Here is a 26,741-nt window from a genome sequence, read left to right as displayed (position 1 = left end):
TCGGAGGAGTATAAGGCGTGGTTCAACGGGTATATTATATCTTCTTATTTTCAGCCGCTGGCGCCGGGAGGCGCGCACTATCCATGGACGAGGATGGGATATACGTATGATTGGAACCCGAGGGTGAATAGAGTGGGCGTGAGTGAGTTTGTGTTGCCGAAGGGATGTGGGATATGGGTAGAGGCGATGACAACGGCGGGAGGATTTTTTAAATAGTATTTTCCTACGATTCAATGAAGAAAGCTTTTGCCAATGGTAAAAGCTTTTTTTCGCTGAAAGGTTTTTAATTTCGTGATTTAATCACGAGCTATGCAAACATTGGAATCCTCGTCGCGCGGGAAAACCCTTCTCATTTTTATATTAGGATCATTGACAGCATTAGGACCCTTTTCTATTGATATGTATCTTCCGGGCTTTGACTCCATTGCAAAAGACCTGGGCGTAACTACGGCAGAAGTCGGCCTTTCCCTATCGAGTTATTTTATCGGCATCTCTGCCGGGCAGTTATTATACGGACCACTCTTAGACCGTTTTGGTCGTAAAAAACCGTTGTATTGTGGGCTTTGTCTTTATATCTTAACATCTGCAGGGTGTACATTGGTGCACAGCCTGCAGGGGTTGGTGATATTACGTTTCTTTCAGGCGATAGGTAGTTGTGCGGCGGCGGTAACAGCTATTGCGATGGTCAGGGATTTATTTCCGGTGGAGCAGAATGCCCGGGTATTTGCATTGCTGATGCTGGTGGTAGGGGCTTCTCCTATGATTGCACCTACTATAGGTGGGTATGTTACGTTGGCTTTAGGCTGGCATGCAGTGTTCATCATCTTAGGTGGATTGGGGGTATTGATATTACTGGCGAGTATTTTCTTATTACCTGAGAGTTATGAGCCGGATGTGAATATGTCTTTAAAACCAGGACCTATTATCAGTAACTTTTTGGCGGTGATCAAAGAGCCGCAGTTTTATACGTATACCTTATCGGGTTCATTTGCATTTGCGGGATTGTTCGCTTATGTGTCTGGTTCTCCGGTGGTATTTATGGAGATATTTCACCTGGATAAAACGGTGTATGGGTGGATCTTTGCGGGATTGTCGGTGGGATTGATAGGGTCCAGCCAGGTGAATAGCTGGGTGTTGCGCCATTACAGGAGTGACCAGGTGGTAAAGGTGGCGGTTGTGGCGCAGGCATTGACCGGGGTGTTATTTGTGATAGGAGAATACCAGGGGTGGTATCAGTTGCCACAGGTGATAGTATTGTTATTTATATTTTTGAGTTGTGTGGGGTTTGCGAATCCCAATACATCTGCGTTGTCAATAGCACCTTTTAAGAAGCATGCGGGTAGTGCAGCGGCGCTGATGGGGGCTACGCAGATGGGCGTAGGGGCATTGGCGTCAGTAGGCGTGAGTTTGTTTGATAGTCACACGGCATTGCCCATGGTAATGATAATGGCAGGAACTGCAATAACATCGGTGTTATTGCTGGTGATTGGGCGCAGGCAGATCAAGCATCCGATAGTGATGCATGAGGGAGATGATGCGATAGTGACACATTAGTTATTTAACGCTCACGGTAGTATATCCTGCCTTCAGGTTATCGCCGGTTACTTCTACTTTTATTTTCCCCTTATGGCCGGTATTCCGCAGGATAATCAATCCTTTGCCTCTGAAGGTGGTAAGGGTTGGCTGCTGAAAACTGGCCATTCTATTTGGACAACCACTACCTGCGCCAGCCAGTACAGCGGGACCCGTAATTTTGATATTCAATTTAAGGTCGGCGTAAGGTACTACGTTCCCTTCCGCATCCATTACGGCTACGTTGATATATGACAGTGATTCGGAGTCTGCATGAATGATGGAGGTATCTGCATGTAATGCAATGGCAGCAGGTTCGGAAGTAGACACCAGGTACCTTACACCTATCGGCTTTTTATTTCTATCCAGAGCATTGGCTACGATCGTTCCTGGTTTGACCATTACTTCGAAGGTAGCAGTCAGGTCTGTGGCGGTTTCTTTTGTAGCGAGTACTTCTCCGTTTTGTTCCAGTTTTACGTAATTCCCCCTGGTAAAGACTTTTACCTTCAGGGGCTTTCTTACATGTTCAGGATATGACCAGCGGGGGAGTTCATCCGGCCAGCCCCAGAAACTGGTTTTTTCATTTGTGGTATCTGGTGAGTGTACGAGTATTTCGATAGGGCTCCTTCTCCATACCACGTCTCTGTAATAGGATTGTGGCTTTTTCTCACCGGTAATGTCGAGGTCTCCGCACCATGCATTGAACCATGGCCAGGTAAGGCGTGCACTGTCCTGGCTGGCGTGAATGGAGTGGCCGATACCTGCTTCGCCAAGGTAGTCCATTCCTGACCAGACAAAGTCACCGATGATCCAGTTTAACCCTTCTACATGATTCCAGGCGTTTTGCAGATCCCGTGGGGTGGTTTCGGTACCCATCATGATCCGGCCGGGTACTCTCTTTTTGTCGAGGAAATAATTGCCCCACATGTAATTGTACCCAGCTACGTCCAGGAGGGCGAGGGGGGCGTCTGCATCTTCCCATTTGAGGGAGCCACGGCCAAAATTGTTAAAGGCGGCGGTGATGAGGCGGGTGGTATCGAGAGATTGGATGGTAGCGATGAGCTCTTTGGTAATAAGGACTCCTCTGAATTCAGCTCTTTCAGGAATTTCATTGCCAATGCTCCACATAATGACGGCGGGGTGGTTTCTGTCGCGACGGATCATGGATTCGAGGTCTTTTGTATGATGATCGCGGAAGTAGCGGGAGTAGTCGAAAGGTGTTTTTTCATCTTCCCAGGTATCGAAGGCTTCGTCGATAACGAGCATGCCGAGGCTGTCGCAGACTTCTAAAAACCTTGGTGAGGGAGGGTTGTGGGCGGTACGGATGGCGTTGAAACCATTTTCTTTTAAGAGTACGATTTTCCTTTCTTCGGCGCGGTCAAAGGCGGCGGTGCCGAGGAGGCCATTGTCGTGGTGTATGCAGGCACCCCTGAGGAGGGTGTGGGTACCATTGATTAAAAGGCCGGTCTTAGGGTCAATTTTGACTTCTCTGATGCCGGTCGAAATGATTACCTTATCGAGGGTAATATTGTCTTTTTGGAGGCTTATTTCGGTTTTATAGCGATATGGATGGTCTGGAGACCAGCGTTGGAGGTTGGTGGTAGTCAGGAAGTTAGTATTGGATTCTGCCACGACGGTGTTGGAGGCGTCGAGGAGGCGGAGGTGCATATTAGTTCCTGTGGGGATGGTGGTATTGACGTGAATGGTATCCTGTTTGGTGATGATGGCGATGTTTTCCACATCCAGGTGTTGGGTGGGCAGGTTGAGCAGGTATACATGGCGGTAGATGCCGGAGCCGGTGTACCAGCGGGAGTTGAGACCTTCATTTTTTACTTTTACCTCGATGGTGTTGACTTTTCCTGCTGGGGAGAGGTAGGGAGTCAGGTCGTAGGTAAAGGGAGTATAGCCATAAGGGTGATTGCCGAGGTGGTGGCCGTTGATCCAAACGTCGCTGTTCATGTAGACGCCGTCGAAGCGGATGTGGATTTGATGGTTGTTTAGGTCAGGGAGGGTGAATGATTTTTTGTACCAGGCGGTGCCGCCTACGGTATAGGCGCTTTGTTCTTTACCGGGGCTGTATTTGTAGAAGGGGCCAATGATGGTGCTGTCGTTTTGGTTAGGGAGGTCTTCGATGCTCCAGTCGTGGGGGAGCTGAACGGTTTTTTTTAGGGAGTCTTTTTGGAAGAGCCAGTTATTGTCGAAGCGGATTTCTCTTTGGGAGAGGCGGATGGCTTCTGGTTTTTGGGCAAAGGAGGTGGTGGCTGCCAGGAGGCAGGTGGATAAGAATAGGTGGAGGAATAATTTGGCGTTCATTTTTTCATAGGATTGGGGTAAAAGTATAAAAAATTGGGGAAAGGGTTTAATCGAAGAAGGAGCGAACTAGCGGCGAACTAGCGGCGAAGAAAGAGTATACAAAGAGTATAGAACGGTCGAACAAAGAGTATAGAAACAGTATAGAAAGAGTATAGAACACTCGAACAAATTGGTGGTAAAAAGAGAGGGGTGAAAAATTTTTTCTAAGATTTTTTAAAAAATATTTGGAATGAATTGAACAATTCCTATCTTTGCATCCCCAACGACGAAGAATGGTAGTGAAGAAAGAGAGAAAAAGGGCGCACGGGGCGTAGCGTAGTCCGGTTATCGCGCCTGCTTTGGGAGCAGGAGGTCGCAAGTTCGAATCTTGCCGCCCCGACAAAAAACCGGGAAAAGGAGATCAAGAAATTGATCTCCTTTTTGTTTTTGGTATATTTGGTTTGTTAGAATCCGGACGTATGGAAAAAATCAGCATTCAAAATTTTGCGGGAGATGGACTTTGAGTTTAAGCCTATCAATATTCTTATTGGCCCGCAAGGGACTGGGAAGAAGGACATCAGGAGACGCTACCTTTAATAGTTATCTTAAGAATATTAAATAGTGTATATTTCAATCCAATAGGGACGACTATTTACATTGAAGAACCCGAGGCACATTTATTTCCCAATGCTCAGAAAGCAATAGTAAACCTTCTGGCACAGGTTTTTAACAATAAGGTTAACAAAAATCGGTCAGGATATTTCTTTGGAGAATTTTGGTATTGTATCTGGTGGCGCAAAAGGTGTTGATGAGGCGGTGATGATTGGTTTGCTTGCTGCTGGAGGAATCTGCGTAGGTATTTTAGCTGATTCTTTAATTAAGAAGTCAACGAGTCCTGAATATAGAAATTATATTGGCAGTAATAAACTTGTTCTGATTTCTCCTTATAATCCTGAAGCTAGTTTTAATGCAGGAAATGCAATGGGGCGTAATAAGTTAATTTATGCGCTGTCAGAAGCTACAATTGTTGTAAAAGCTGATATAAAAGGAGGTACATGGGAAGGTGCAAAGGAAAATCTTAAAAATAAATGGGTGCCTATTTGGGTTTATCCATCTACAGAGAAGGGTAATCAGGAGATAGTGAAACTTGGAGGCAGGTGGATACCAGAGAATAAAAGTATGCAAATTGCAGATTTAGTTCAAGCCTGGCAACCTAAAGAAGAGCTTACTTTATTCTCAGGTGAAGCAAAGGAAACAAGTAGAGTTCCTGAAGATAAAAGAACACTTCTGGTTGAGAGGGATATTTCTGAACGTGCTAAAGAAACTATGCAAATCAAATTAACCGATTTAGATTTTTTTAAATTATTTGTTGCTCTTTGGTTTAATAATTTTAAAAATAAACCAGTTGCTAAAACTGAAATTGTAGATACATTACACTTGACTCCCAAGCAAGTTGATGCATGGATAGACATAGCAATGAAAGAAGATGCAGTGGTAAAGATAGAGGAATCGTTAGGATATGTTTGGTGCTTGTCTAAAAATGTTGAGACAGTTCCATAGAGTTTTATTATATATTGTTACCAGAATGAGTAAATCATTGATAAAATAGTTCGAAAAGTGTCCGCTCATCCCGACAAAAAAACCGGAAAAAGGCTGTATCCTATGATGACAAAGAAAATATTCCTATCCATATTTTTAGTGTTTACACTTGCTGCCTGTCACAATAACCGTACACAGGACAAGCCTATACAAGAGGGCCCAAAAGCGCTGGAGGACAAAAGCGCTTTTGAGATGATTTCAAAAGGACGACGTGGTGATGATTTAGTAGAAGGCCTTTATAATGAACTTGTCAGTAAGGATGATGAGCTGAAGAGACTTGAAGCAATGATTGATGACCTCAATAGCAGTAAGGGTGACTCAACAGCGTCATTTGACAAATTTAATGGGAAGATACAATCATATTTCAGATCAATAGACTTTAGGGTTTCAGAAATTAGCGACTCGTTATTGAGGAACGAAATGAAACTTTTAGTTGCCAGCAATCTGACAAAATACAATTCCCGAATTGCCAAGCACAGCGGATTATTGAAAACTATTGGACAAAAAGAAATGAAAATTTCTGACCTTCATACAGTTTTGAAAATTGTAAAGACCCTGCCTGTTATTGAAAAATACCAAAAGGATAACATGCCCAATACAGGAAAGCTTGAAGGGTTTATTAAACAACAGGATCAAACAATAAATCTGGCAGACACACTTGTGAAAAAATAATTGAGTAGGTCTACCTATGTAGTGTAAATTCAATAAAATCAGTCCCCTTTCTTCCGTCCTGATACGCCCTCTGGCAATTTTCATATAGTCTGTAATTCAAAATTAAAAGTAGTGCTCTTGCCAGGCTCGCTGGCAACTGTAATCACTGTCTGATGTAATTCCAGAATTTTTTTTACGATTGCCAGACCAATGCCCATGCCTTTTGCGGTTTCGAAGCGAGGTTGTGATTGTTTATAGCGTTCAAAAATATTAGCCAGATCTTCAGACGAAATACCCACACCTGTATCTGATACAGTTATCTTTACACCAGCATTGGTTTCAGTTAAATGAATAGCAATGGTCCCTCCGGCAGATGTAAATTTAAATGCATTGTCCAGTAGATTTTGTAATACACGCTCGGTGAGCGAAATATCTGCAAATACCAGTGGTAAGTTATCGGGTGCATAAAAAACAAGGCGGATTTGTTTATCTTTTGCCTGCAACTGATAAGCCATCATTACATCTGCTGCCAGCTCGGCGATTTGGAATAGTTCTTTATCAGGTGTTATCAGGTTAGCTTCCAGTTTGGCATATTGAAAGAGTTGTTCTACCAGTACGGAAAGCTTACGATTACTGTCATATACGATCGTCAGGTATTTTTCGGTGTCTGTGTCTGTCAGCTCATTCTTTTTCATCATCAGTGTTTCGACATATCCCTGCATAATAGATAAAGGGGTGCGAAGATCGTGTGAAATGTTAGCAATTAATTCCTGTCTGAATTTGTCAGTTGCAGAGATCCTTTCAATGTTATCCACGATTACGTCTGCCATTTCGTTAAAGGTAGAGGTAAGCATTCCCAGATTTCCTTTTACATATCCTTCTATACGCGCCGTGTAATCACCTTCTTTAAATCGCTTTACCACTCCTGCAATCCGGCAGATGCTATCAGTAATCAGGAAAAACGTAACTACCCCTACTATAAATGCTACAATGAGTGCGGCATAAAACATATAGCTGGCAAGACGCAGGTATAAGTTATTATCCAGCGACTGCAGGATAGCTTTTTGTTTTTCACTTGCCAGCACCGCGTATACATACCCTACTAACTTTCCTTTTTCATAAACCGGTGCTGCAGAAAATATACTGGGCTCACCGGGTTGTTTGGGATTGTCACCCATGGGGCGTTGCATTCTGTCTGCGGCGAGCCATTGATGTACCTTTTTGATATTTACCCGGTGTATCTGCACTGTTTTATCTGGCACCACATAGTCTTTGATATTACCTGCCGTATCCAGCAAATAAACCTCCACGATTGGGTTGGCCACCATGGTACTATGAATGATGTCATGTGTGACACTGGTATCTGGTTGGCCATTTTTAAAGGGCTGGGTAAATGAAGCGAGGTGCTGTGCGATATCACCATTTAACTCCTGCTGTGCGGAGGTATAATAAGTTCTGGAAAAATTTGAGGCAATGCCCACGAATACTACTCCCAGCATGATTAATAATGCGGTAAACACAATTGTGATTTTCCAGAACAAAAGGTTGCCTTTTATAGTTCTTACTGACATTTATAGTTCCTCGTTAAACCTGTAGCCTACGCCCCAGGTGGTTAGTATAAACTGAGGTTTCGATACATCGGCTTCAATCTTTGCCCGCAGGCGATTGATGTGACTGTTCACCGTATGTTCATAACCTTCAAAATCGTAGCCCCAAACAAGGTTCAGCAGCCGTTTTCTGCTATAGCTTTTGCCGGGATTGGAGGCCAGGAGGGTAATCAGTTCAAATTCTTTTGGTGATAGATCTACGCGGTTGTTGTGAAGGGTTACCTTCCTTTTATCCAGATCGATTTCCAATCCGTTGTAGGCTATGACCGGGGAGACAGTGGCAGTAGCGGCTTCAGCTGAAAAATCTTCGTTTCTGCGAAAGATGACTTTTACCCGGGCAATAAATTCCCGAATGCTGAATGGTTTGGTGAGATAGTCATCAGCGCCGGTTTCCAGTCCCATCACCTTATCAATTTCTTCACTTCGGGCGGTAAGCATCAGAATAGGCGTTTGCCGGTCGGTTTGTCTTAGCTTCCGGCAAACTTCCATGCCATTCAGTCCAGGTAATGTAATATCGAGTATGATCAGGTTAAAATGGCCTTCCTTTGCAGATGCCAGTCCTTTCAAGCCATCGCTTTCGGTGGCAACTCTGCAACCCAGGTCATACAAATGTATGCGGAGCAGTTCCACTATGTTATGATCATCTTCAATAATCAATACAGTTTTGTTTTCCATAATCAACGATTATGACAAAGTTGCTAAATAAAACACAGGAATTGTCACTGTGATACTTTTGTTACAATTCTGAAATACCTGTGGGATACCATTTCATTTGTTTTGTGGTACTAAAATATACCCAAAATGAATTACAACCTGTTGAAAACGTGTTATTTATTTGCTTCTGTATTGACGCTGGCTGCCTGTAAGAAAGATGATGATATGCCATCGGCCCAGTCAACTACCATTAGTATTGAGAATGTGCTGGATAGCAAACCATTGGTTGAAACCGGTACCTTTCAGGGAACCGGCACACCACCCGTTATTTTACCGGGTCAATCCACCAGTTTTACTTTTTCTGCAGCTAAAAACCAGCGGCTCACTTTTGCTACAATGTATGGCTGGAGCAATGATCTGTTTTTTGCGCCGGATAATCCGGGCATCCGATTGTACAACGACGATGGTACCCCCATTACCGGGGATGTATCTGACCAGATAAAGTTGTGGGATAATGGTACCAGGGTAAATCAGGTGCCGGGTTCGGCAGTTGTTCATCCTGGCACGGCCGAAATGGCACCTAAGAATATTAAGGAGGTGAGCGGTACAGATGATTATGGCAATGCCTACCTGGCTGCTTCAAAACTGATGCAGGTATTGCTGACGTATAACGGGAATTCTATGTTCACGGTTACAATCAGCAATATATCGGGAGGTACAACCAATGAAACGCCTTTCAGTCCAGGTGTATGGACCATCTCTTACGTAGCAGGCGGAAATCAGTTATTGCCGGAAGCGATCTACTCGGCGGGCAAATTGTCAGCCAATGGTCTTACCAATATTGCTGAAATGGGTGACAACTCTGTGCTGAACACTTACCTGATGAGCAAAACGGGCATTTTTACACCGCTGTCGCCTGTATTGGTAGTTGTATATAATGGTCCGCAAAATCCATTCTTTATGATTGGGGAAAATGATCGTGGCGAGGGCTTAAAAGATCTGGCACAGAAAGGGAGTGCTGATGCACTGGCGGCAGCGCTGAAAACGAAACAAGGAGTTAAATCTGTATATGTGCTTAAAGATCCTACTAACACGGTTTTATTACCCCGGATTGATGGCGCTGCGGGTGGAAGTGTAACTCAACAATTATCTGTGGTAAAAGGTGACAGGATTGCTATTGCCACGATGTACGGTTTTTCTAATGACTGGTTCTTTGCTACTTCAGGCAATGATTGGGATGCTACGCAGAAAGGCGACCTCTCATCCACAATCGGATTGTTTGATGATGGAACTGCCGTGAACCAGTTTCCCGGGGCTGGCATCACACAGTTTAACCTGGCAGGCACTCCGTTAACAGAATCGAAGGTAATAGCTGCTGTTCCCAACCCGAACGGGTTTACGACATTGCCGGCTATCAGCAATATTATTAAGGTAACGCTTCAATAACAATAAAAATACATTAACATGAAATCAATCCTTAAAATGTTTATCGCAACGCTTATGCTCGCCCAATTATCTTTGGTGACTGTGGCACAAGACAAAAAGCAGGAAGCTCCAAAAACTAAGACAGAGAAGAAAATGAAGATGAAAGACCACGTATGCACCCAGGCGTGTCATGATAGTGGTAAACATGTGTATGCACATGGAGAAAAAGGGCATGTATGCACTAGCGCGTGTAAGAAATAGACAGGAGTTTTGCAGCACGTTGTGTAAAAAGGTAGAATTAAATACCTGACTTTGTTTAAATCATGAATTAAAAAGTTCGAAAAGTGTCGGGTCATCCCGACAAAAAATCCGGAAAAGGAGATCAGGAAATTGATCTCCTTTTTCCGGTTTAGGCACAACATAGATTTGTTACCTAATTATGCGTATAACAAAATTGGAACTGGGAAAATTAAGCGGTTTTCTGATCTGCTGATTGAGGGATTTATGAAATGTTTAAGCTTGTTTTGTTGATAAAATGGAATGGGTACAATGGAGCGTCTACCATCTGGTGAACAGCGCCCCAGCAAAAAGGTATTTCTATAAATACGTTTAAATTCAGACAACCCGTCTCAGACTGATGACATGTACTACCGGCGGATTCTTCATCTTTTTGTAAACAGAAAAAACAGCGATAGCAATCAACGCTCCATAGATCAGCAGAACGTTAACAGAACCCAATGAAATCAGACCCACTATTAATCCACCTATACGGCCGAAAGTAACCACTTCTGCTCCACTGTTCAGTTCAGAGATCACATATATCGTATAAACAAGCAGCACACATACAACTGCGAGGCCTGCCAGTGGCTTACGGGCAGCTCTTACCCCGTCATATCTATCTATACCATAGGTGGCACCTGGGATATGCGCTTTCAGGTAATTGAATATCTCTTCCCGCATGGCGTCATCCTTAATAGTGAAGTGCTCTTCTGATTCCCGGCTGAAAAATACCTGTATATAATCATTACCTTCCTGCCACTGGATTCCCCTGATAATGTCAAGTGGTAATCTGAATAGCGCAGGATCAGAAAAATCGTTGGCCTGCATACAGGCAACAAGCAATGATACTTTATCTTTGGGGGGATTAGCTTTGTACAATGTGTTGTTAGCGAATGCAATAATTTTGTCCCCTTTGTTGTTATTAGTCCAGATCTGGGTCATAAAATGTATTGAAGGACACAAGATATAACGCGTTCATCAAATTGACAATAACACAAATTCGTCAGATTTAACAGGCTATTCCTGAACTACAGATAGCATCTGGACTAACATGCATATGGCCTCTTACAAAGGAAGAAGACGAGATGTTCCAGACACTTTCCCAATGTGAGGTTGCTATACAACATGATCAAGCAGCTGTTGCTGGTAATAAAACAAATGGCGAATTGTACGGGGCGGGGATCGGTGTATTGTGTTTGAGGTGAGATCCTCCATCCCGGGCTATGAAATTTGTCATTTATTGTATAAATGATTTATGCAAAAGGCTCGTCCGGTTTTGTTACATTTGGTATAATTTAATTAATTCAATTATATGGCAAATTGGGCATTTGAAATAGATTATGCTAATAATTACATAGTTGGATTAACAGAAATCCTTGTAGATAAAGGGTTTAGGATATGGTGTTTTCTCAATGACGGACAGCCCCTGTATTTATTTAGTTCTGAATATTTATCCGCCACACCAGATGATGAGGTGAATGCACAAGCCCGCCAGTTAGTAAGGTTTATAGATGGATTATCCTATTTGCTTTTTGAAAATAAGGACAATGTCAATAAAATCACGCTAACGACGGTAATTGATTTGAATACATTTAGTATTGCTAATGTTCAACGGGCTGGTAATATTCCAGCAACTCTCCATGTTGATTTTTCTGTTTATAAACCAGGTATAGAAGATGATGAAAACCCAATGGCTCATTTGCTTAAATTAGTCCCTGCTGAGGTTTTTATAAGAGATTTGTTGTTGGCTTTTAGTCAGGGAATGGATTTTAAAAGTATGCTGCTGGGGTACAATCTAATAAAATCATTTATTGCTGCTAGAGGGGATGCTTTGACCTCATTCGATTTTTCAAAAGCAACACTGGATCGTTTTACACATACTGCTAAACAGGAGGCTCCTGAAGACCCCATGCCGTTAAAAGTAGCGCAGGAATTAATTTCTGAGTTGGTTTTTGCAGTAGTAGAAAGATATTACAATGTACATTTAAAGCATTGTGTTGTTAAAGACAAAAATGCGGATTGGGATGATATTTATGATAGTTTATATGATTGACAAAAAATAAACCCGAACCCATGAAGAAGAAGTTTGATGCCTTGTAAAGCTAAAACTTTACAAAATGAAACATCACAAATCCCTGAAGGAAACAATGCATCGCCGTACCTATAATCTTGTTAGCAAGAATTTATATGCAAGATGTTGCAGATGTCCATGGCACGGTAATTTCTGGACCACCTGTTGGGATATTCGCTATTCCTACCTGGAATATTGTGAAGATGGTACAGACAAACCTGAAAAGTTGAAGTACAGAGATCATCCTAACTGGAAATTAGTTTCAAAAAACCCAAAGCAGTGGATGAAGAAGAAGTTCATCAAGGTTAGAGAGGATTATGTGGATGGAAGCTTTCACATTTCCTTTGGGTGGTAAGATTAATTAAATCTTTTATTAAGTTCAAAAGGGTAGTAGTGATACTACCCTTTTTTTGTCTGGCAGCATACGCTACAAATTCACACAACCGGTTGCGTAACAACTCTCTCCTTAAATAAAGTTATTTTAGAAGGTAAAACAACCGAAATCATGCCCTGGGGAAAAGTATTATCAACTGTTCTAATCACCGCTATCTGCAAGTGCACATTTGCACAAACCAAAACTATTCAAATTAAAAATGGCGAACACTGGTACGGCGGCGCTGTCTCCGAAGGTCAGCAAATGCCGCTTAAAGATGGTTATACATTTAACCTCTTTGCGAATACCGGTGGTAACCAGGCGGCTCCGCTATTGTTATCTACCAGTGGAAGGTATATATGGAGTGATGGTCCATTCACTTTTACAGTGAAAGGAGATGCTTTGGAAATTACCCATGCTACACAGCCTGTAGAACTGGATTCCCTTGGTCATAACTTAAGAGAAGCTTTTGTAAATGCTGCGAAAAAGCATTTTCCTGCAAAAGGAAAATTGCCTGATACGCTGCTCTTGTCCAGACCTCAGTATAACACATGGATTGAACTGGTATATAACCAAAACCAGGCTGACATTCTTAAATATGCAAAGGCTATCATCGCCAATGGATTTCCTGCTGGTGTATTGATGATTGATGATAACTGGGCAGACTATTACGGTCGCTTTGATTTCAGAAAAGATAGATTTGAGAATGCCACAGGCATGATCGATAGCCTGCACAAAATGGGATTTAAAGTGATGTTGTGGATAAGCCCTTTTATTTCTCCTGATACAGAAGTGTTCAGAGAATTGCAAAGTAAAAAACTGCTATTGAACAAAGATGCTAATAACCCAGCTATTTTAAGCTGGTGGAATGGCTATAGCGCGGTATTAGATTTTACCAATCCGGCAGCGAAGGAGTGGTTTAAGGGCCGACTGGATTATATGGTACATACTTATCACCTGGATGGGTTTAAATTTGATGCCGGTGATGCTGATTTTTATCCATCGGATGCGATCTCTTATGGGAAGGCGATACCTAATGATCATAGCCAGTTGTGGGGTGAAATGGGTTTAGGCTATGCTTTGAATGAATACCGGGCTATGTGGAAAATGGCTGGGGAGCCACTTGTGCAAAGGCTAAGAGATAAGCAGCATACATGGGTGGATTTACAGAAACTGATCCCTCATATTACACTTGCTGGATTATTGGGTTATAATTTCACTTGTCCGGATATGATTGGTGGTGGCGAATATGGGTCTTTTATAGGGCGAGATAAATTAGATGAGGAGCTGGTAGTGCGCTCTGCGCAGTGTTCTGCTTTGATGCCGATGATGCAGTTTTCTGTAGCGCCATGGCGGGTGCTGAGCCAGGAGCATCTTGCAATAGTTAAAAAGGCGGTGGAGATCAGGGAAAAGTATACGCCTTATATTATGCAGCTGGCCAAGGCATCGGCATTCAGTGGGGAGCCTATTGTGAGAAGTATGGAGTATGCGTTTCCTGGTCAGGGATTTGCCGAGGTGAAGGGGCAGTTTATGCTGGGGGAGCGGTATTTAGTGGCGCCTGTGATGGCAAAGGATGGGAAGCAGTCTGTTGTTTTGCCGAAGGGAAAATGGAGAAGTGATAAGGGGGAAGTGTTCAAGGGGCCAAAGACGATTGAGCAGGTAGTGCCTTTGGATAGATTGCCAGTGTATGAGTTGGTTAAATAGGAATGCCATATGAATTGATTAAATAGAAATAATGTGCGAATTGATTCAATACAAGTTCCGTACGAAATAGCTAAATAAAAGACAGGGCTATCTAATTAATTTAGATAGCCCCTAACAATTATTTCTTTATAATAGTAGTCAGATCCAGGTCCACTCTATCCTCACCTATCTCCGCCGCATCCGCTATCGTCATTTCAGTAATAAACTCCTCCTTCGGCGTCCGAACTTTCTTCATATTCACCAACCAGTCATTCTCCGCTTCCCTATATCCTAAAGGCAATATCACCGTACTCTTATACCCACTTCCCTTTAAATTCAACAACTCATCCAGTTTCTCAGGAAGGAATCCTTCCATCGGTGTCGCATCTACCTTCTGCTCCGCAGCTGCTGCAATGGCCATTGCAAATGAAATATAACTTTGCTTTGCTGCATGACTTGCCTGCCACTCCTGTCCTTTGACCTCATACAGGTTTAAGATCACACTCTTATAACCATCCATTGTGTCGTGCGGTAATCCACGCTCATCCATTGTATAGTTGAATACACTGCTGATCCGCGCATCACTATACCCATCCCAGGCAATCCAAACCAGCAAATGGGAACAATCCGTAATCTGGCTTTGATTATAAGCTATACCTTTTATTTTTTCCAGTAATGCCCTGTCAGAAATGACGATCAATTTATATTGCTGTAAACCGGAAGACGATGGCGCCATACGTGCAGCCTCTAAAATGTAGTCTAATTTTTCCTGGGGAACCTTCCTACCATTCATCTTTTTGGTGGCATAGCGCCACTGTAAATCTTCAAGTAAACTCATGTTATTCCAATTTTCAACAAAAGTAAATTCACTTGATGTAAATAAGTAACTTTAGGCGGTGACATACGAGTAACCTTAGTGACAAAAAAGTAACCAACTTGTATATGGAAAATGAGAATTTAGGATATCCAACATTCACTGAATGTATGAGAAAGGTCCGCGCGATTGATGATACCCTTCATATCCTGAGTGGGAAATGGAAAGTCGTACTCCTCGCACATTTATGTTATAAACCTATGCGATATTCAGAGTTGTTAAAAGACCTGAATGGTATAGCAGGAAAGGTGTTGAGCAGAGAACTGAAAGAGCTGGAGATAAATGGGCTTATTATCAGAGAGGTATCGGATGGCCAGCCGCTGGCGGTGACTTATACGATTTCGCAATATGGAAAGGCTTTAAAGGAATTAACTGACGGCCTGGCGGATTGGGGATTGCAGCATAGAGAACGGATTTTTAATGCAGATAAATTTGAAAAGCCAGTGGGTGTTACCAGATAACGCTGGGTTGATGATGAGAAAAAACGTGGTAGATTTTCTTTACTGCCGAAAGTTTTTTGGGATCATCCCGCACAATAGAAATAATGGATTATATTGTAAATAAATATTGACATTATGGGCCTGATCGCCGTATTACCCAAAATATTTTATGCTGACATCCAGCAAGCACTCGACTTCTTTATTGATGGACTGGGATTCGAATTAGGCTATCACGATGAGGTATTGTATATCGTGAACAGGGACAATGCAACCTTCCAACTGATGGTAGAACCTGAACTGGCTGTCAAAGATAGCAGGCCAGAAATCAGAATTGCTACAGATGATATTGAAGCAGTTTATGCTGATATTAAGTCAAGGCGCCCATCCATTCTGCATCCGAACCTGAATTATATCAAACAACAACCCTGGGGACTGAAGGAGTTCGCTGTATTGGATCCTACAACTGTATGCATTATATTTCAACAATCATAAAATAAACATGTCAAATCCTCGTTGGGAAGGTGTTCCCATTTACAAAATTTACCTGTTAAGATTATTGTATGTCCTGATGTTTGTATTTCTCGGAAAGGATGCGTGGACCTATATTTTTACACATAAGGGGCCATGGGATCCGGCTGAAGCTATGAACTTTTCTATCTGGGCGTCTTATTCTCTATTATCTTTCTTTGGTATTTTTCAACCACTTAGAATGCTGGCCATTGTAATGCTTGAAATATTGTACAAATCTATCTGGCTGATCATAGTAGCGTTTCCGTTATACAGGGCCGGCCAGTTAATGCATTCTCCGGCAACAGGCATGGTAATGGTTTTTGCCCTGGTACCATTGCCTATTATTGCCATGCCATGGAAGTATTTCTTTAAGAAGTACATTCTTGTGTTCAAAAAGAATTAATTTCCCGCCATAATTAATTTAAATGAGAAACCAGTTTATTACAATGGCAGTTGGTCTGTCCATTCTTTCTTTTACTGCATGCCAGCAGTCCCCAAATGCACAAGGTGTACAAAAGGACACTACCCAACAGGCATCTTCTGTAGCCGAACCTGTAGCTGCCGATACCAGCAGCGCTTCTGTACTGGAAACTGTAATGTCTGCGCCTGACAAGGTGAAAGCAGGCAAACCTATTCTGCTGAAATTTACTGTTAACAACCCTGCTGACAAAGAACAGGCGTTCTGTAAATGGCATACGCCGTTCGAACGGTGGTTTATGAATTCATTCTTTGAAGTGACTGACAGCAAAGGCGAGCCGGTACAATACAAAGGTGTGATGGCGAAAAGGATAATGCCACCACCTGCAGATGCTTATATCAAAGTACCTGCTAAAGGAAGTGTATCTGCTGAGATAGATTTGCTGACAGGCTACAAGATCGAAGCTCCTGGTACTTATAAAGTAGTTTACCAGGGAGAAGGCGTGAGTGGTTTGACAAAGGTGAATGAAGTAACGGTGACGGTTGAGTAATGAAAAGTATTGAAAAGCTCCATAGTTGAGAGACTATGGGGCTTTTTTATTCCACCACCACTACCTCATATCCCAGCCAGCCATTCATTACCCTTACCTGCAAACTATCTACATGATCTACCTCCGCATACCGCGGGTAATACTTCACTAGCCTCTTATCCTTATACATCGTCTCTACAAACGGTACCGGATAGCTATTCCTGGTTGCCCTGGTATGTCCAAAAGACGTAACGGCTAATTTCATTGCTGTGTGTGAACGTCCTCCATATGCCTGATTACTCCAAAGTATTGAAAATATAATGATCGTTCCCAACGAAAAGCTATTGCACACACAGAATAAAATCAACTTTACACCATGTGGTAAGTCATATTTTTCTGATGAAAAATCTATTCGTTTTCTAAAAAGAATAGTAATTGAAAACCCTATACATATTGCCAGCAAAAGCAACGCGTAACCATTTATTAATGTGCGCCAATAGATGCTCAACGTCCAGAAGATCAGGGGGAGACTGATGAGCAAAGTGATGCCAAATAAATAGCCGAAAAATTCAGCTAAAGGATCATAGGCGCGTGATTGTTGGTGTAGGGATAAATTTCTTTTTGACATACAGAAAAGGTACAAAAAATTCATATTCCGCAGGAACCGGATTTTTGCTGTTATTAAATTGTGTCAGCTTTGCTATCACAATCAAATGTTTATGCACTATGTAAGTCATCCGTCTATTCTTTACTTTGGTACACCAGTGGTGTTAGTCAGCACGGTGAATGAAGACGGAACATATAATCTTGCTCCTATTTCCTCTGTCTTCTGGTTGGGATATCACTGTATGATCGGTATTGCTGCCAGCTCTAAAACGACTGAAAACCTGCTGCGTACAAAGGAGTGCGTGTTGAATCTGCCATCGGTAGCACAAGTTGCGCAGGTGAACAAGTTAGCACTTACTACGGGGTCTGATCCTGTGCCTCCGGGTAAATTGATGAAAGGATATGTGTATGAACCGGATAAATTTGGCCGGGCAGGATTTACGCCGTTGCCAGCGGATGGTGTGCAGGCCATGAGAGTTGAAGAGTGCCCGGTACACCTGGAAGCGACATTGCTGAGTGTTCATCCGCTGACGTCAGAAAAGATCAATGTATTAACGATGGAATTGAAGATTCAACGCGTTCATTTACATGAGGATATCAGGTATAAGGATATGCCGGATCGTGTGGATCCTGATAAATGGCGGCCATTGATAATGAGTTTTCAGGAGTTGTATGGATTGGGTGAAAAGGTGCATCGTTCTACTTTGGCGAAGGTGCCGGAGCATCTTTATCAGCGTTAGGATATTGTCTTTAACTCTCTGACTAACCATGCCTTCATCTTTTTCTTTTCTTTGATTAATGCCTCCTCTTTGTGCCTGAGGTACAATGCCTCTTTCTTACCCAGCCTGGCAGGACGGTATTTTCTAAGCAACCGGAGTGCATTGCGTTTGTCCTGGTAGTCACCTAGTTTATCCTGCAATTTTGAATCGTGTAACTGGTCATTATGTAACAACTCCTTAAAGGTTTTCCTGATGGCATGCAGGTCATTATCACTAAAAGAAGCAGGTTGTAGCATTTGCTGGATAGCGGCGGTTTTATTTTCTAAATACTGTTGGTAGGTTTTACGGCTGAAGCCGGTTTTAACTTTAGTCAGTGTTTTCCTGCTGGCTTTCGTCACCGGTTTTTTAGAAAGCGATTGATGCAATTGTAATTTAGACTGTTCTGCCTGCTTGTGTATAATCTTCCTGTAAGTGGGTAAATGCCGGGCGTCCCGCCTGGTAGATTGCTCCTGCAACTGCAGGTCGCGGAGCGTACCAAGCTGGTGGTAAAAGTCTTTCAGCTTCCCTGGGATACCGGGAAGCTGAATCATATGTAGAAATGCTTTTAATCTCTTGTAGTTTGTTCTGAACTTGTGAATGACTTCCGGATCGTATGCAGGGGGCATTTGGCGGCTTTTTTTATTGAGTCGTTCGTAATACCGGCCAATGATTTTTAGCACACGTTTCTTTTTCATAAGAAAAATACTAAAAAAAGCATGCCATATTTATTTCACTTTTTTCGCACCCTCTGGCACCTTCCCTGCCTTAAATGCAGACCTTTGTTGCTCATCTGCCAGATCCATATTAAAATTCTCCCATTTCCCCTCCGCATTCAGCACTGCACAATTCCATTCGCCATCTGCATCATCCGGAAACTGCCAAAGTATATGATATCCTTCCTCATTCGTAAACCCTTCCTCATCTGCCTGCAAAATACCATTTACATGGTCCCAGATAATACCCTGCGTAGTGGTAATGATATGATAGTTCTCTGCCTCCAAACCGATTGGCAATAACTCAATCGCATATATCACTTTCACACGGTCAAAGAATTCATGCAGCCACTTTGCCGCTGATGCCGGCTGAAATTCGAGAATGGTTTGTTTGAATTCATCCAGCTCCTCCCTGCCAATGCCTTCGGTAGTTACGGGGTTCCTTTCTACCGTCGCCAGCAACTTTCCCTTTTCATTTTTCAGTTCAAACACCGACCACTTTTCAGGCTTCTCATTTTTGAGCACCCCAAATTGAGCCGACAGTGCTTCTGCGTCCAGCTCTTCTGAAATATCATCGAGATGAATGTCCGGGTCTTGTGTGCCCAGGATACGGATGTAGTAACTCATGGGCACAAAATTAGGATTATTTTACTACTGTAGCTTCCAGTTCTACCTGCAATGTTTCGAAAAGTGATTTTACTTCCATGAGGGTACTTGCCTGCCGGATGCCATGCTTTGCAATCCACTCCTGCAGCAGGGAGAAGTGTGGCCAGAGGTCTGCTGAGGATGTGGTATAGATATTCAGCCTGACAATGCCTTTAGGCTCATAACCGGCGGTGGTAATCACCTGTTCCAGGTTAGCGATCGCGTGCATCAACTGGCTTTTCATATCCTCCTTACTGGAGGTACCATCCGGAAATACGGCTGCCTGCCCTGCACAGTAGAGGGTGCTGGTGGCGTTTTTTACTTCTACTGCCTGGGAATAACTACGTTCGTCCTGCCAGGTCCAGGGATTGATGTTTCTTGTTTCCATGAGGGCAAAGCTCCGCATAAGTGAGGGAATCAACCCTTGATGTACCTCACTATTATACTGTGAGGTATGTCACACCAACCGGCTCAGGGTTTCCCTGGATACACCGAGGTATGCTGCCAGTAGGCTTTTGGGAACACGCTGTAAGAGGGAAGGATGCTGTTTGAGCAACTGCTCATAACGTTCTTTGGCATTGGAGGTGAGGAGGGAGAGAATGCGGCGCTGCGCTGCCAAAAAACCAAAGGTAGATTTCTGCAGAAAGAAATGCTCTATTTTAGGGAGTTCTGCGCAGAGCTTTTTATAATTTTCGAAGGAAAAGCAGTAGACTGTTGTGTCTTCTATACATGCTAAAGACATGGTAGCTGTTGACTGGGTATAAAATGCATAATAGTCGCTTTCCCACCAGTCTTCCATGGCGAAGGAGACGATATGGTCTTTCCCGTTGTTATCGTTGTAAACGAGTTTTAACAGGCCGGAAATGACCAGGTAACAGTACTTTACCTCATCACCTTCCTGTATAAGGTACTGGTGTTTCTTATATTTCCTGGTGGTAAAATGTGCGCTTACAAATGAAAACTCTTCATCGGTGAGCGGCAGTATTTTTTCAATATGGTCTTTGAGAAATTGCATATATCAGCATTTCAGTAATTGGAGTGGATAAATATACGGTACTATCTGCATCATTTTGCTGTAAATAAGCAGAGGTTTGAAAATCTTAATGAATGGTTTGATTGTCATTATCAGCAAGGAAAATTTCAGCGGAGCTTTGCATAAAAAAAGCGCATGGAACAAGTTATTTCAGTGAGTCCTGTTGTACTTTCTGCACCAGAACGTGGTATAGATTTGCAGGTACGGATTTCAGCACCAATCAAAGGTGACCGGCTCCCGGTTATTTTGTTTGCACATGGTTATGGTAATTCATTGGATGGTTATGCACCGCTCGTTAATTACTGGGCAGCGAGGGGATTTGTAGTGATACAGCCCAGTTTCCTGGATTCGAAAAGAATAGGATTGAGACCGGATGATCCTCGTACACCTGATATCTGGAAAATCCGGTTGGCGGATATGAAGCGGGTGTTAGATCATTTAAATGATATTATCAGTGTAGTACCTGGTTTGAGCGAACGTGTGGATACCACCCGTATTGCGGCAGTGGGACATTCATTTGGTGCGCAGACTGTAGGGTTGTTATTAGGAATGCGTGTGGATGAAGATATGTCTGATGCCCGTATACAGGTAGGTATTTTACTTTGTGCCGGTGGACGTGGTGGAGCGGATCTGAGCCCGTTTGCGGCAGAACATTATCCATTTATGAACCCTGATTTTAGTGGGATGAAGAAACCAACATTAGTTGTGGCTGGTGATAAAGATTTCTCACCATTGACGGTGCGTGGCTGGGATTGGTTTACGGATCCGTACACATTGAGTCCGGGGCCTAAATCGCTGGTGACACTGTATGGCGGAGAACATTTACTCGGAGGGATTTCAGGATATCTTGTGACGGAAACATCGGATGAAAATCCGGAGAGAGTGGCGGCAGTACAGCAATTGACGTGGGCTTACCTGCGGAGTGCGTTTTACCCGGAAGATCATGCATGGAAGGAAGCGGAAAAAGAACTGACACAAGGAAAGATTGAAAATAAAGGGGATCTGTAATGATCTCCTTTTTGTTATATTTAGAATATGAAAAACTACCTGATTGTCTGTGTCATATGCTGTAGCTTGAAAAGCTTTGCCCAGACTGGTTTGTACACCATGGAGGATAAGAGCAGACTAATAATTACGCCTTCGTATGCACCTGATTTCCGGTATAGAAAAATGGATGGTGCTTCGGGTAGATTGTTTTTGCAACCGGATAGTAGTTATATATCAGCGCCGGGTTGGGCGGAGAAGCAATCACCGAATATTTTTGTACGGTTTACTAAAGATGTAATTTCATTCAGGGAGAATGGAAAGGAGTTGCATGGGAAGAAGATCTTGTTAAAAAATATACCCGTTACGTTTGGAGATAGTTTGTATGGGGAGTTGTTTTTACCGCCTGCGCAGGTAAAGGCAGTGGTTGTGCTGCAATTTGGGTCAGGTAAGGAATCGGCGGTAGCGAATAATTATGTGCAGTATTTGCTGCCTGGCGACGACATTGCTGTGTTTGTGTTTGATAAGAGAGGAACGGGGAAGTCGAAGGGAGAATATACGGCTGATTTTGTGCGGATGGCGAAAGATATGGCGGCGGCGGTGGAGAAGATACGGACTATGCGGGAATTGCAAAAAATACCTTTGGGAATTATGGGTGAGAGCCAGGGTGGATGGGTGGTACCGTTAACTGCGTCGTTGACGCAAGTGGATTTTGTAATAGCGAGTTATAGTCTGGCGATTAGTCCGCAGGAGGAGAACAGGCAGGAGGTGATACATGCATTGACAGATACGGCATATAAGCCACAGGCGCTGGCAGTGGCGGCGGTAACAGATCGTGTGGTGGAGAGCAAATTTAAAGAGGGGATGGCTGAATTGAAGGAGTTGAAAAATAAATATGGCGATGCGGAGTGGTATAAAAAACTGGGAGGTGATTATACAGGTTTATTGGCGAATGCAACGGATGCGCAGATAGCTGAGTTTAAGCAATTGTTTAGTATGGATATTGATTTGGAATATGATCCTATGCCGGCGCTCAGGAAGGTAAAAGATCCTATGCTATGGGTGATAGCAGGGAAGGATACAGAGGCGCCGAACGAGGAGACGATTGCACGCGTGAAGGCATTGCAGGCGCAGGGAGCGCCTTTTGATCTGGTTATTTTTCCCAATGCAGATCATGGGATGATTGAGGAAGACAGGGGGCATTCAAAAGGGTATTTTGAATTGTTAAAGGACTGGATACTGACAAGGAAAATCAGTAAGCAGTATGGGAATGCGCTGGAGTTTAGCCGGAAGTAATAAGGGCTGGCTTTTACTCGTAAGCAATCTTAATCAATGACACCGCCTGTCTCGGTAAACTTACTTTCATTTTGTACATCCCGTTTGTAATTTTTATTTTCTCAGGCGCCGTCAGCAATGCCAGTTGACCCGATTTTTCCAGCGTTGTATACTGTTCAGGCGTCGGGGTTGCAGGCGATCCCATTTTCTTCCAGACTTCATATGAATTACTATGCTCCCGGTCTATCCGATAGTGATAAAGTGTAGCTGTTTTACCGGGAATATGCTGAATAGTTAATTCCACAGTTGCTTCACCAGTAGTGATATCGTCATCATGATAATTCCACAACAGGATAGCTGTAGCTGTTTTATCTGCTGATGCCAGCGCATTCACATCCGTTTTATCACCCCGCACACCATTCGTCATAATAGATTGCGCATCATATGCTAAATCGCCAGCAATGGCCAACCTGTTGCCCGACATCATGCCCATCATCCTGAACACATTCAATACCGGTTTATCCACACCATTCGTTGCCAGTTCCCTGAACCCATAAAACCATGGTTGGTTCTCAAATTCAAAAGACCAGTTCACCGCACCAATAATGTTCGTACCATAGGTGTCATTCAATTCAATAATACGTGCGATAGCTGCTGCTGTATAACTGGAATACATGGTCCCATTTCTGTAAGCATTCTGCGGATCGGTTTTCATTCCGCAAGCGGCACAACCCTCAGGGTCAGATTCCCCAATGATAATGGGTATATTCTTTAATTCCGGAAAGGAAGAAATGATTTTTAAATGCCGGTTCACATCTTTCAATTGATTATTCATACCCATCCGTACACGGTTGTCAGTAAACACAGGTGCACCTTTGGCATGAAAAGCCAGAAAGTCAACAGGCGCGCCTATCTGCCCGGTAGCTTCGTTTTTTTCTTTTAAGCAGTGAGTGATAAATCTACGCATGAACTCTCCTGCCCCACCTGTAGCATGCGGGCCTCCTACTTTGGCTGCAGGCAGGGCCCTCCTCACACCGGCAGCAGCATAGTCATACATTTTGCAATAAGTAGCGATTTTGTCATCCACCATTAAATAGTATCCATCTGCTTCGTTCCAGAGCTCCCAGTACCAGCTTTCCACTTCTGCCCTGCCATAACGATCTACGCAATGTTTTACCCATTGGTAAATCAATTCCTCCCATTTATGATAGTCTTTTGGAGGATACGCCCAGCCGGTACAGATTTCTTTGTAATCATGCCCGGGTTGCCAGTAATGTCTGTAAGGAGTGGGATGTGTGGATAACGCCTCCGGCATGAAACCAATTTGTGCCAATGGTTTCATTTTCCGGCTGATATAAGTGTCGAAGATAGAATCTACGATCTGCCAGTTGTAAACAGGATTCCCATTCGCATCTTCTGTATACATATTCGTAGAGCCCCATTTCAGGGCGGCGGAGCCATCGCCGGTATTCATCAGGTTATGTGCCCGCACGTATACGGGAACAGGACTGAGGGCCGCCAGTTCGGAGAGCAACTTCTTCCCGTCTTTCATATAGGTATAATTCGGCTCATCATAACCGAACCAGGCCCAGATGGGTTTGAGCGGGCCTTTTTCTTTTTTGAGGTCTACCTGGATGGCAATCTGGCCAAAGGTGGCAATGGTATGCAGGCAACAAATCGTTAGCAGTGATCTGAATTTCATTGAACGTGGGTGGCAATCCGTTTTTGGTAGCTGAGCACGAATGCCATAGCCAAGATACACAAACTGCCAATCCAATCAATGGCTATAAAGCGGGTATTTAACCAAAATACAGATAAAGCCGGGGTGATCAGCATGCGGGTGGTGATTGCCAGACATTCTCAAAAGTATGGTTACCGAAAGGGCTAGTATTATTCCTTTAATCTCATTACCTTTCATTGGTATCCTTCAAAATTTCAGACCGCAAAGTTATGCAACCATTTTCTATCCGACTTGCTGAGGAAAAAGATTTTCCTGCTATTTTTTTACTAATCCGCGAGTTTGCAACTTTCCAAAAATCATTGGATAAGGTCAGTATTACCCCGGCGCAGATGCAAGCCGAAAAGGAGCTGTTTCAGGCGTTTGTAGTGGAAGTGGATGGAGGCATTGTTGGGTTTGCAACCTTCTTTTGGGCGTATTATTCCTGGAGCGGGAAGGCACTGTACCTGGATGACCTGTACTTACAACCTTCCTATAGAAAACAAGGAATGGGAAAGGGCTTATTGCAGGCAGTGATCGAACTGGCCCGATCTCAAAATTGTAAAAAGGTCAGGTGGCAGGTGTCCAACTGGAACCAACATGCGATTGCGTTTTATCAAAAAATGGGAGCGACGGTGGATGATGTGGAGTTGAATTGTGATTTATTACTAGCGTAGGGCCGTAAAATTAGGTAAGTTTATATAAATATGGGAACGTTATGATCAGGTTGTCTTTAATTTTGATGTTCATTGCCTTGGCGTATATTCCAGCTTTCTCTCAGCAGGTCCTTCCTTCGAAAGACCAGGTAGCATGGGCGGATGCGGAGATTGGCGTTATTATCCACCTGGATATCAACATCTTTGCACCTGAATCTTTTGATTATAAAAGGAAAGAAACCCTACCTGATTTATCCGTCTTCCATCCGTCAAAACTAAATACAGATCAATGGGTTAAGACGGCAAAAGCAGCGGGTGCAAAGTATGCTGTACTCACGGTAAAACATGGTACCGGCTTTTGCCTCTGGCCTTCTGCGGTGAATGATTATAATGTAGGGCATACGCCTTATAAGAAAGACATTCTGCAGGCTTTTATCGCCTCCTGTAAGAAATATGGCCTGCGTCCAGGGTTGTATTATAATACAAATACCAATACTTATTATAGCACCCATGACGAAGTGTATCAAAAAGCTGTGCTGGCGCAGTTGAATGAGATATGGAGTAATTACGGTCCTATGTTTGAAATATGGTTTGATGGAGGTTTGCGAAATGAGCTGGAAGCGGAAGTATTGAAAATGATTCATGAAAAACAACCACAGGCAATTCTTTTTCAGGGACCTTTGAAAGCAGGGAATACTATTCGCTGGATTGGTAATGAAGATGGATTTGCTGCTTATCCGCAATGGAGCAGGGCGAATGAAACGACGGCAGCTGATGGGACAGTTAAAATAGATGGATTGCATGGGGATGTGGAGGGTAAATACTGGTGTCCGGGGGAATCGGATTTTCCTATACGAAGAAATTATGCATGGAATGGCGGATGGTTGTGGAAGACAGGGGAAGATAAAGATCTGTTTTCAGTGAATGAGCTGGTGGAGAAGTATTATAAGAGTGTGGGCAGGAATACGAATATGCTGGTAGGAATGGTGGTGGATACCAGTGGGCTTATACCCAGGGCAGATTCCCTGGTTTTTGATAGTCTTGGGCATCGTTTAAAACAGGTTTTTTCAGCGCCGTTGGCGGTGCGTAATAATGTGACACAGTCTATAATTGAGTTGGAAAATAAAAGCGGGAAGGCAGTGGGGCAGGTAATGATTATGGAAGACCTGGAATATGGGGAAAATGTTTTGGAATATAGTCTGCAGGCGATGATAGGTGAAAAATGGAAGGAGGTGGCTACAGGGGAATCTGTGGGGCATAAGCGGTTGCAGACTTTTAGTCCGGTGATGGCGGGTAGGTGGAGGTTGATGATTACGGGGAATGTGGGGCCGGTGCATATCAAAAGAATTGCACTTTATTAGATCTCTAATAGGTGTA

General features: G+C 43.3%; 27 protein-coding genes, 1 tRNA gene and 1 pseudogene. 18 read left to right on the top strand and 11 right to left on the bottom strand.

The window, feature by feature from the left end:
- Together ABDW16_RS15945 and ABDW16_RS15940 are read left to right on the top strand one after the other, a co-directional pair.
- Positions 1-216 (top strand): annotated as a pseudogene (locus ABDW16_RS15945) (hypothetical protein); the annotation flags it as partial.
- Between the two features lie 93 nt (positions 217-309).
- Complete coding sequence (locus tag ABDW16_RS15940; protein WP_343671011.1) at positions 310-1,554, top strand: multidrug effflux MFS transporter; 1,245 nt, start codon at positions 310-312, stop codon at positions 1,552-1,554.
- On the opposite strand, the gene ABDW16_RS15935 is transcribed toward ABDW16_RS15940, so the two are convergent.
- Positions 1,555-3,885 carry a glycoside hydrolase family 2 TIM barrel-domain containing protein gene (locus ABDW16_RS15935; protein ID WP_343671010.1) on the bottom strand — a complete coding sequence of 777 codons (2,331 nt, stop codon included), beginning with the start codon at positions 3,883-3,885 and terminating at the stop codon, positions 1,555-1,557.
- Positions 3,886-4,189: 304 nt separating this feature from the next.
- On the opposite strand from ABDW16_RS15935, the gene ABDW16_RS15930 reads away from it, so the two are divergent.
- The 3 genes from ABDW16_RS15930 to ABDW16_RS15920 all read left to right on the top strand — a co-directional run bounded on the left by ABDW16_RS15930 (position 4,190) and on the right by ABDW16_RS15920 (position 6,135).
- Positions 4,190-4,264, top strand: a tRNA-Pro gene (locus ABDW16_RS15930).
- 332 nt (positions 4,265-4,596) lie between these two features.
- Positions 4,597-5,424 carry a DNA-processing protein DprA gene (locus ABDW16_RS15925; protein ID WP_343671014.1) on the top strand — a complete coding sequence of 276 codons (828 nt, stop codon included), beginning with the start codon at positions 4,597-4,599 and terminating at the stop codon, positions 5,422-5,424.
- A gap of 102 nt (positions 5,425-5,526) precedes the next feature.
- Entirely contained in the window at positions 5,527-6,135 is a 609-nt protein-coding gene (locus ABDW16_RS15920; protein WP_343671009.1) for a hypothetical protein, read from the top strand.
- Between the two features lie 80 nt (positions 6,136-6,215).
- On the opposite strand, the gene ABDW16_RS15915 is transcribed toward ABDW16_RS15920, so the two are convergent.
- Positions 6,216-7,685, bottom strand: coding sequence for a HAMP domain-containing sensor histidine kinase (locus tag ABDW16_RS15915; protein ID WP_343671007.1), 1,470 nt, complete (start codon positions 7,683-7,685; stop codon positions 6,216-6,218).
- A complete protein-coding gene (locus tag ABDW16_RS15910; RefSeq protein WP_343671005.1) occupies positions 7,686-8,396 on the bottom strand; it encodes a response regulator transcription factor in 711 nt (236 codons plus the stop codon). It abuts the gene before it with no gap.
- A gap of 126 nt (positions 8,397-8,522) precedes the next feature.
- Here ABDW16_RS15910 and ABDW16_RS15905 point away from each other — a divergent pair, with 126 nt between their 5' ends.
- Positions 8,523-9,821 (top strand): spondin domain-containing protein, encoded by a 1,299-nt coding sequence (locus ABDW16_RS15905; protein WP_343671003.1) that lies wholly within the window; start codon positions 8,523-8,525, stop codon positions 9,819-9,821.
- A gap of 594 nt (positions 9,822-10,415) precedes the next feature.
- Here ABDW16_RS15905 and ABDW16_RS15900 read toward each other — a convergent pair.
- Positions 10,416-11,021 carry a hypothetical protein gene (locus ABDW16_RS15900; protein WP_343671002.1) on the bottom strand — a complete coding sequence of 202 codons (606 nt, stop codon included), beginning with the start codon at positions 11,019-11,021 and terminating at the stop codon, positions 10,416-10,418.
- Between the two features lie 370 nt (positions 11,022-11,391).
- Between ABDW16_RS15900 and ABDW16_RS15895 the strand changes: the two genes are divergently transcribed.
- The 3 genes from ABDW16_RS15895 (at position 11,392) to ABDW16_RS15885 (ending at position 14,227) form a co-directional block, all read left to right on the top strand.
- A complete protein-coding gene (locus ABDW16_RS15895) occupies positions 11,392-12,132 on the top strand; it encodes a hypothetical protein (protein WP_343671001.1) in 741 nt (246 codons plus the stop codon).
- Positions 12,133-12,196: 64 nt separating this feature from the next.
- Positions 12,197-12,505: a hypothetical protein gene (locus ABDW16_RS15890; RefSeq protein ID WP_343671000.1), complete on the top strand. Its 309-nt coding sequence runs from the start codon at positions 12,197-12,199 to the stop codon at positions 12,503-12,505.
- Positions 12,506-12,655: 150 nt separating this feature from the next.
- Positions 12,656-14,227: a glycoside hydrolase family 31 protein gene (locus ABDW16_RS15885; protein ID WP_343670998.1), complete on the top strand. Its 1,572-nt coding sequence runs from the start codon at positions 12,656-12,658 to the stop codon at positions 14,225-14,227.
- Between the two features lie 118 nt (positions 14,228-14,345).
- On the opposite strand, the gene ABDW16_RS15880 is transcribed toward ABDW16_RS15885, so the two are convergent.
- Complete coding sequence (locus tag ABDW16_RS15880) at positions 14,346-15,044, bottom strand: nitroreductase family protein (protein ID WP_343670996.1); 699 nt, start codon at positions 15,042-15,044, stop codon at positions 14,346-14,348.
- Between the two features lie 146 nt (positions 15,045-15,190).
- Between ABDW16_RS15880 and ABDW16_RS15875 the strand changes: the two genes are divergently transcribed.
- The 4 genes from ABDW16_RS15875 (at position 15,191) to ABDW16_RS15860 (ending at position 16,998) form a co-directional block, all read left to right on the top strand.
- Entirely contained in the window at positions 15,191-15,541 is a 351-nt protein-coding gene (locus tag ABDW16_RS15875; RefSeq protein ID WP_343670995.1) for a helix-turn-helix domain-containing protein, read from the top strand.
- Between the two features lie 114 nt (positions 15,542-15,655).
- Entirely contained in the window at positions 15,656-16,012 is a 357-nt protein-coding gene (locus ABDW16_RS15870) for a hypothetical protein (RefSeq protein WP_343670993.1), read from the top strand.
- A gap of 7 nt (positions 16,013-16,019) precedes the next feature.
- Entirely contained in the window at positions 16,020-16,433 is a 414-nt protein-coding gene (locus ABDW16_RS15865; RefSeq protein ID WP_343670992.1) for a hypothetical protein, read from the top strand.
- A 22-nt stretch (positions 16,434-16,455) separates the two neighbouring features.
- The gene (locus ABDW16_RS15860; RefSeq protein ID WP_343670991.1) at positions 16,456-16,998 is read left to right on the top strand and encodes a hypothetical protein; all 543 of its coding nucleotides are present in this window, start codon (positions 16,456-16,458) and stop codon (positions 16,996-16,998) included.
- A gap of 46 nt (positions 16,999-17,044) precedes the next feature.
- Here ABDW16_RS15860 and ABDW16_RS15855 read toward each other — a convergent pair whose 3' ends face one another.
- Positions 17,045-17,242 (bottom strand): hypothetical protein, encoded by a 198-nt coding sequence (locus tag ABDW16_RS15855; protein WP_343670990.1) that lies wholly within the window; start codon positions 17,240-17,242, stop codon positions 17,045-17,047.
- A 454-nt stretch (positions 17,243-17,696) separates the two neighbouring features.
- Between ABDW16_RS15855 and ABDW16_RS15850 the strand changes: the two genes are divergently transcribed.
- Positions 17,697-18,323 (top strand): flavin reductase family protein, encoded by a 627-nt coding sequence (locus ABDW16_RS15850; RefSeq protein ID WP_343670989.1) that lies wholly within the window; start codon positions 17,697-17,699, stop codon positions 18,321-18,323.
- Here the strand turns inward: ABDW16_RS15850 and ABDW16_RS15845 are convergent.
- From ABDW16_RS15845 to ABDW16_RS15830, 4 genes are all read right to left on the bottom strand, one after another.
- Positions 18,320-19,036, bottom strand: a complete 717-nt coding sequence (locus ABDW16_RS15845; protein ID WP_343670987.1) for a CHAD domain-containing protein — start codon at positions 19,034-19,036, stop codon at positions 18,320-18,322. The two genes, ABDW16_RS15850 and ABDW16_RS15845, sit on opposite strands and share 4 nt — an antisense overlap.
- A gap of 30 nt (positions 19,037-19,066) precedes the next feature.
- Complete coding sequence (locus ABDW16_RS15840) at positions 19,067-19,681, bottom strand: hypothetical protein (protein WP_343670986.1); 615 nt, start codon at positions 19,679-19,681, stop codon at positions 19,067-19,069.
- 16 nt (positions 19,682-19,697) lie between these two features.
- Positions 19,698-20,087, bottom strand: coding sequence for a RidA family protein (locus ABDW16_RS15835; RefSeq protein WP_343670985.1), 390 nt, complete (start codon positions 20,085-20,087; stop codon positions 19,698-19,700).
- A 69-nt stretch (positions 20,088-20,156) separates the two neighbouring features.
- On the bottom strand, positions 20,157-20,714 hold the full coding sequence (locus ABDW16_RS15830; RefSeq protein ID WP_343670983.1) for a Crp/Fnr family transcriptional regulator: 558 nt from the start codon (positions 20,712-20,714) through the stop codon (positions 20,157-20,159).
- Positions 20,715-20,867: 153 nt separating this feature from the next.
- Between ABDW16_RS15830 and ABDW16_RS15825 the strand changes: the two genes are divergently transcribed.
- Positions 20,868-21,740 (top strand): alpha/beta fold hydrolase, encoded by an 873-nt coding sequence (locus ABDW16_RS15825; protein ID WP_343670982.1) that lies wholly within the window; start codon positions 20,868-20,870, stop codon positions 21,738-21,740.
- A gap of 27 nt (positions 21,741-21,767) precedes the next feature.
- A complete protein-coding gene (locus ABDW16_RS15820) occupies positions 21,768-23,012 on the top strand; it encodes an alpha/beta hydrolase (protein ID WP_343670981.1) in 1,245 nt (414 codons plus the stop codon).
- A 13-nt stretch (positions 23,013-23,025) separates the two neighbouring features.
- Here the strand turns inward: ABDW16_RS15820 and ABDW16_RS15815 are convergent, their stop codons facing one another.
- Complete coding sequence (locus ABDW16_RS15815; protein ID WP_343670980.1) at positions 23,026-24,693, bottom strand: beta-xylosidase; 1,668 nt, start codon at positions 24,691-24,693, stop codon at positions 23,026-23,028.
- A gap of 248 nt (positions 24,694-24,941) precedes the next feature.
- On the opposite strand from ABDW16_RS15815, the gene ABDW16_RS15810 reads away from it, so the two are divergent.
- Together ABDW16_RS15810 and ABDW16_RS15805 are read left to right on the top strand one after the other, a co-directional pair.
- Complete coding sequence (locus ABDW16_RS15810) at positions 24,942-25,385, top strand: GNAT family N-acetyltransferase (protein ID WP_343670979.1); 444 nt, start codon at positions 24,942-24,944, stop codon at positions 25,383-25,385.
- Positions 25,386-25,426: 41 nt separating this feature from the next.
- Complete coding sequence (locus tag ABDW16_RS15805) at positions 25,427-26,725, top strand: alpha-L-fucosidase (RefSeq protein ID WP_343670978.1); 1,299 nt, start codon at positions 25,427-25,429, stop codon at positions 26,723-26,725.
- Positions 26,726-26,741: the final 16 nt, after the last annotated feature.

It is taken from the genome of Chitinophaga sp. (assembly GCF_039596135.1).
GTDB lineage: Bacteria > Bacteroidota > Bacteroidia > Chitinophagales > Chitinophagaceae > Chitinophaga.
The sequence above is the reverse complement of the archived record's forward strand: the minus strand, read 5'-3'. Positions and strand labels throughout refer to the sequence as shown.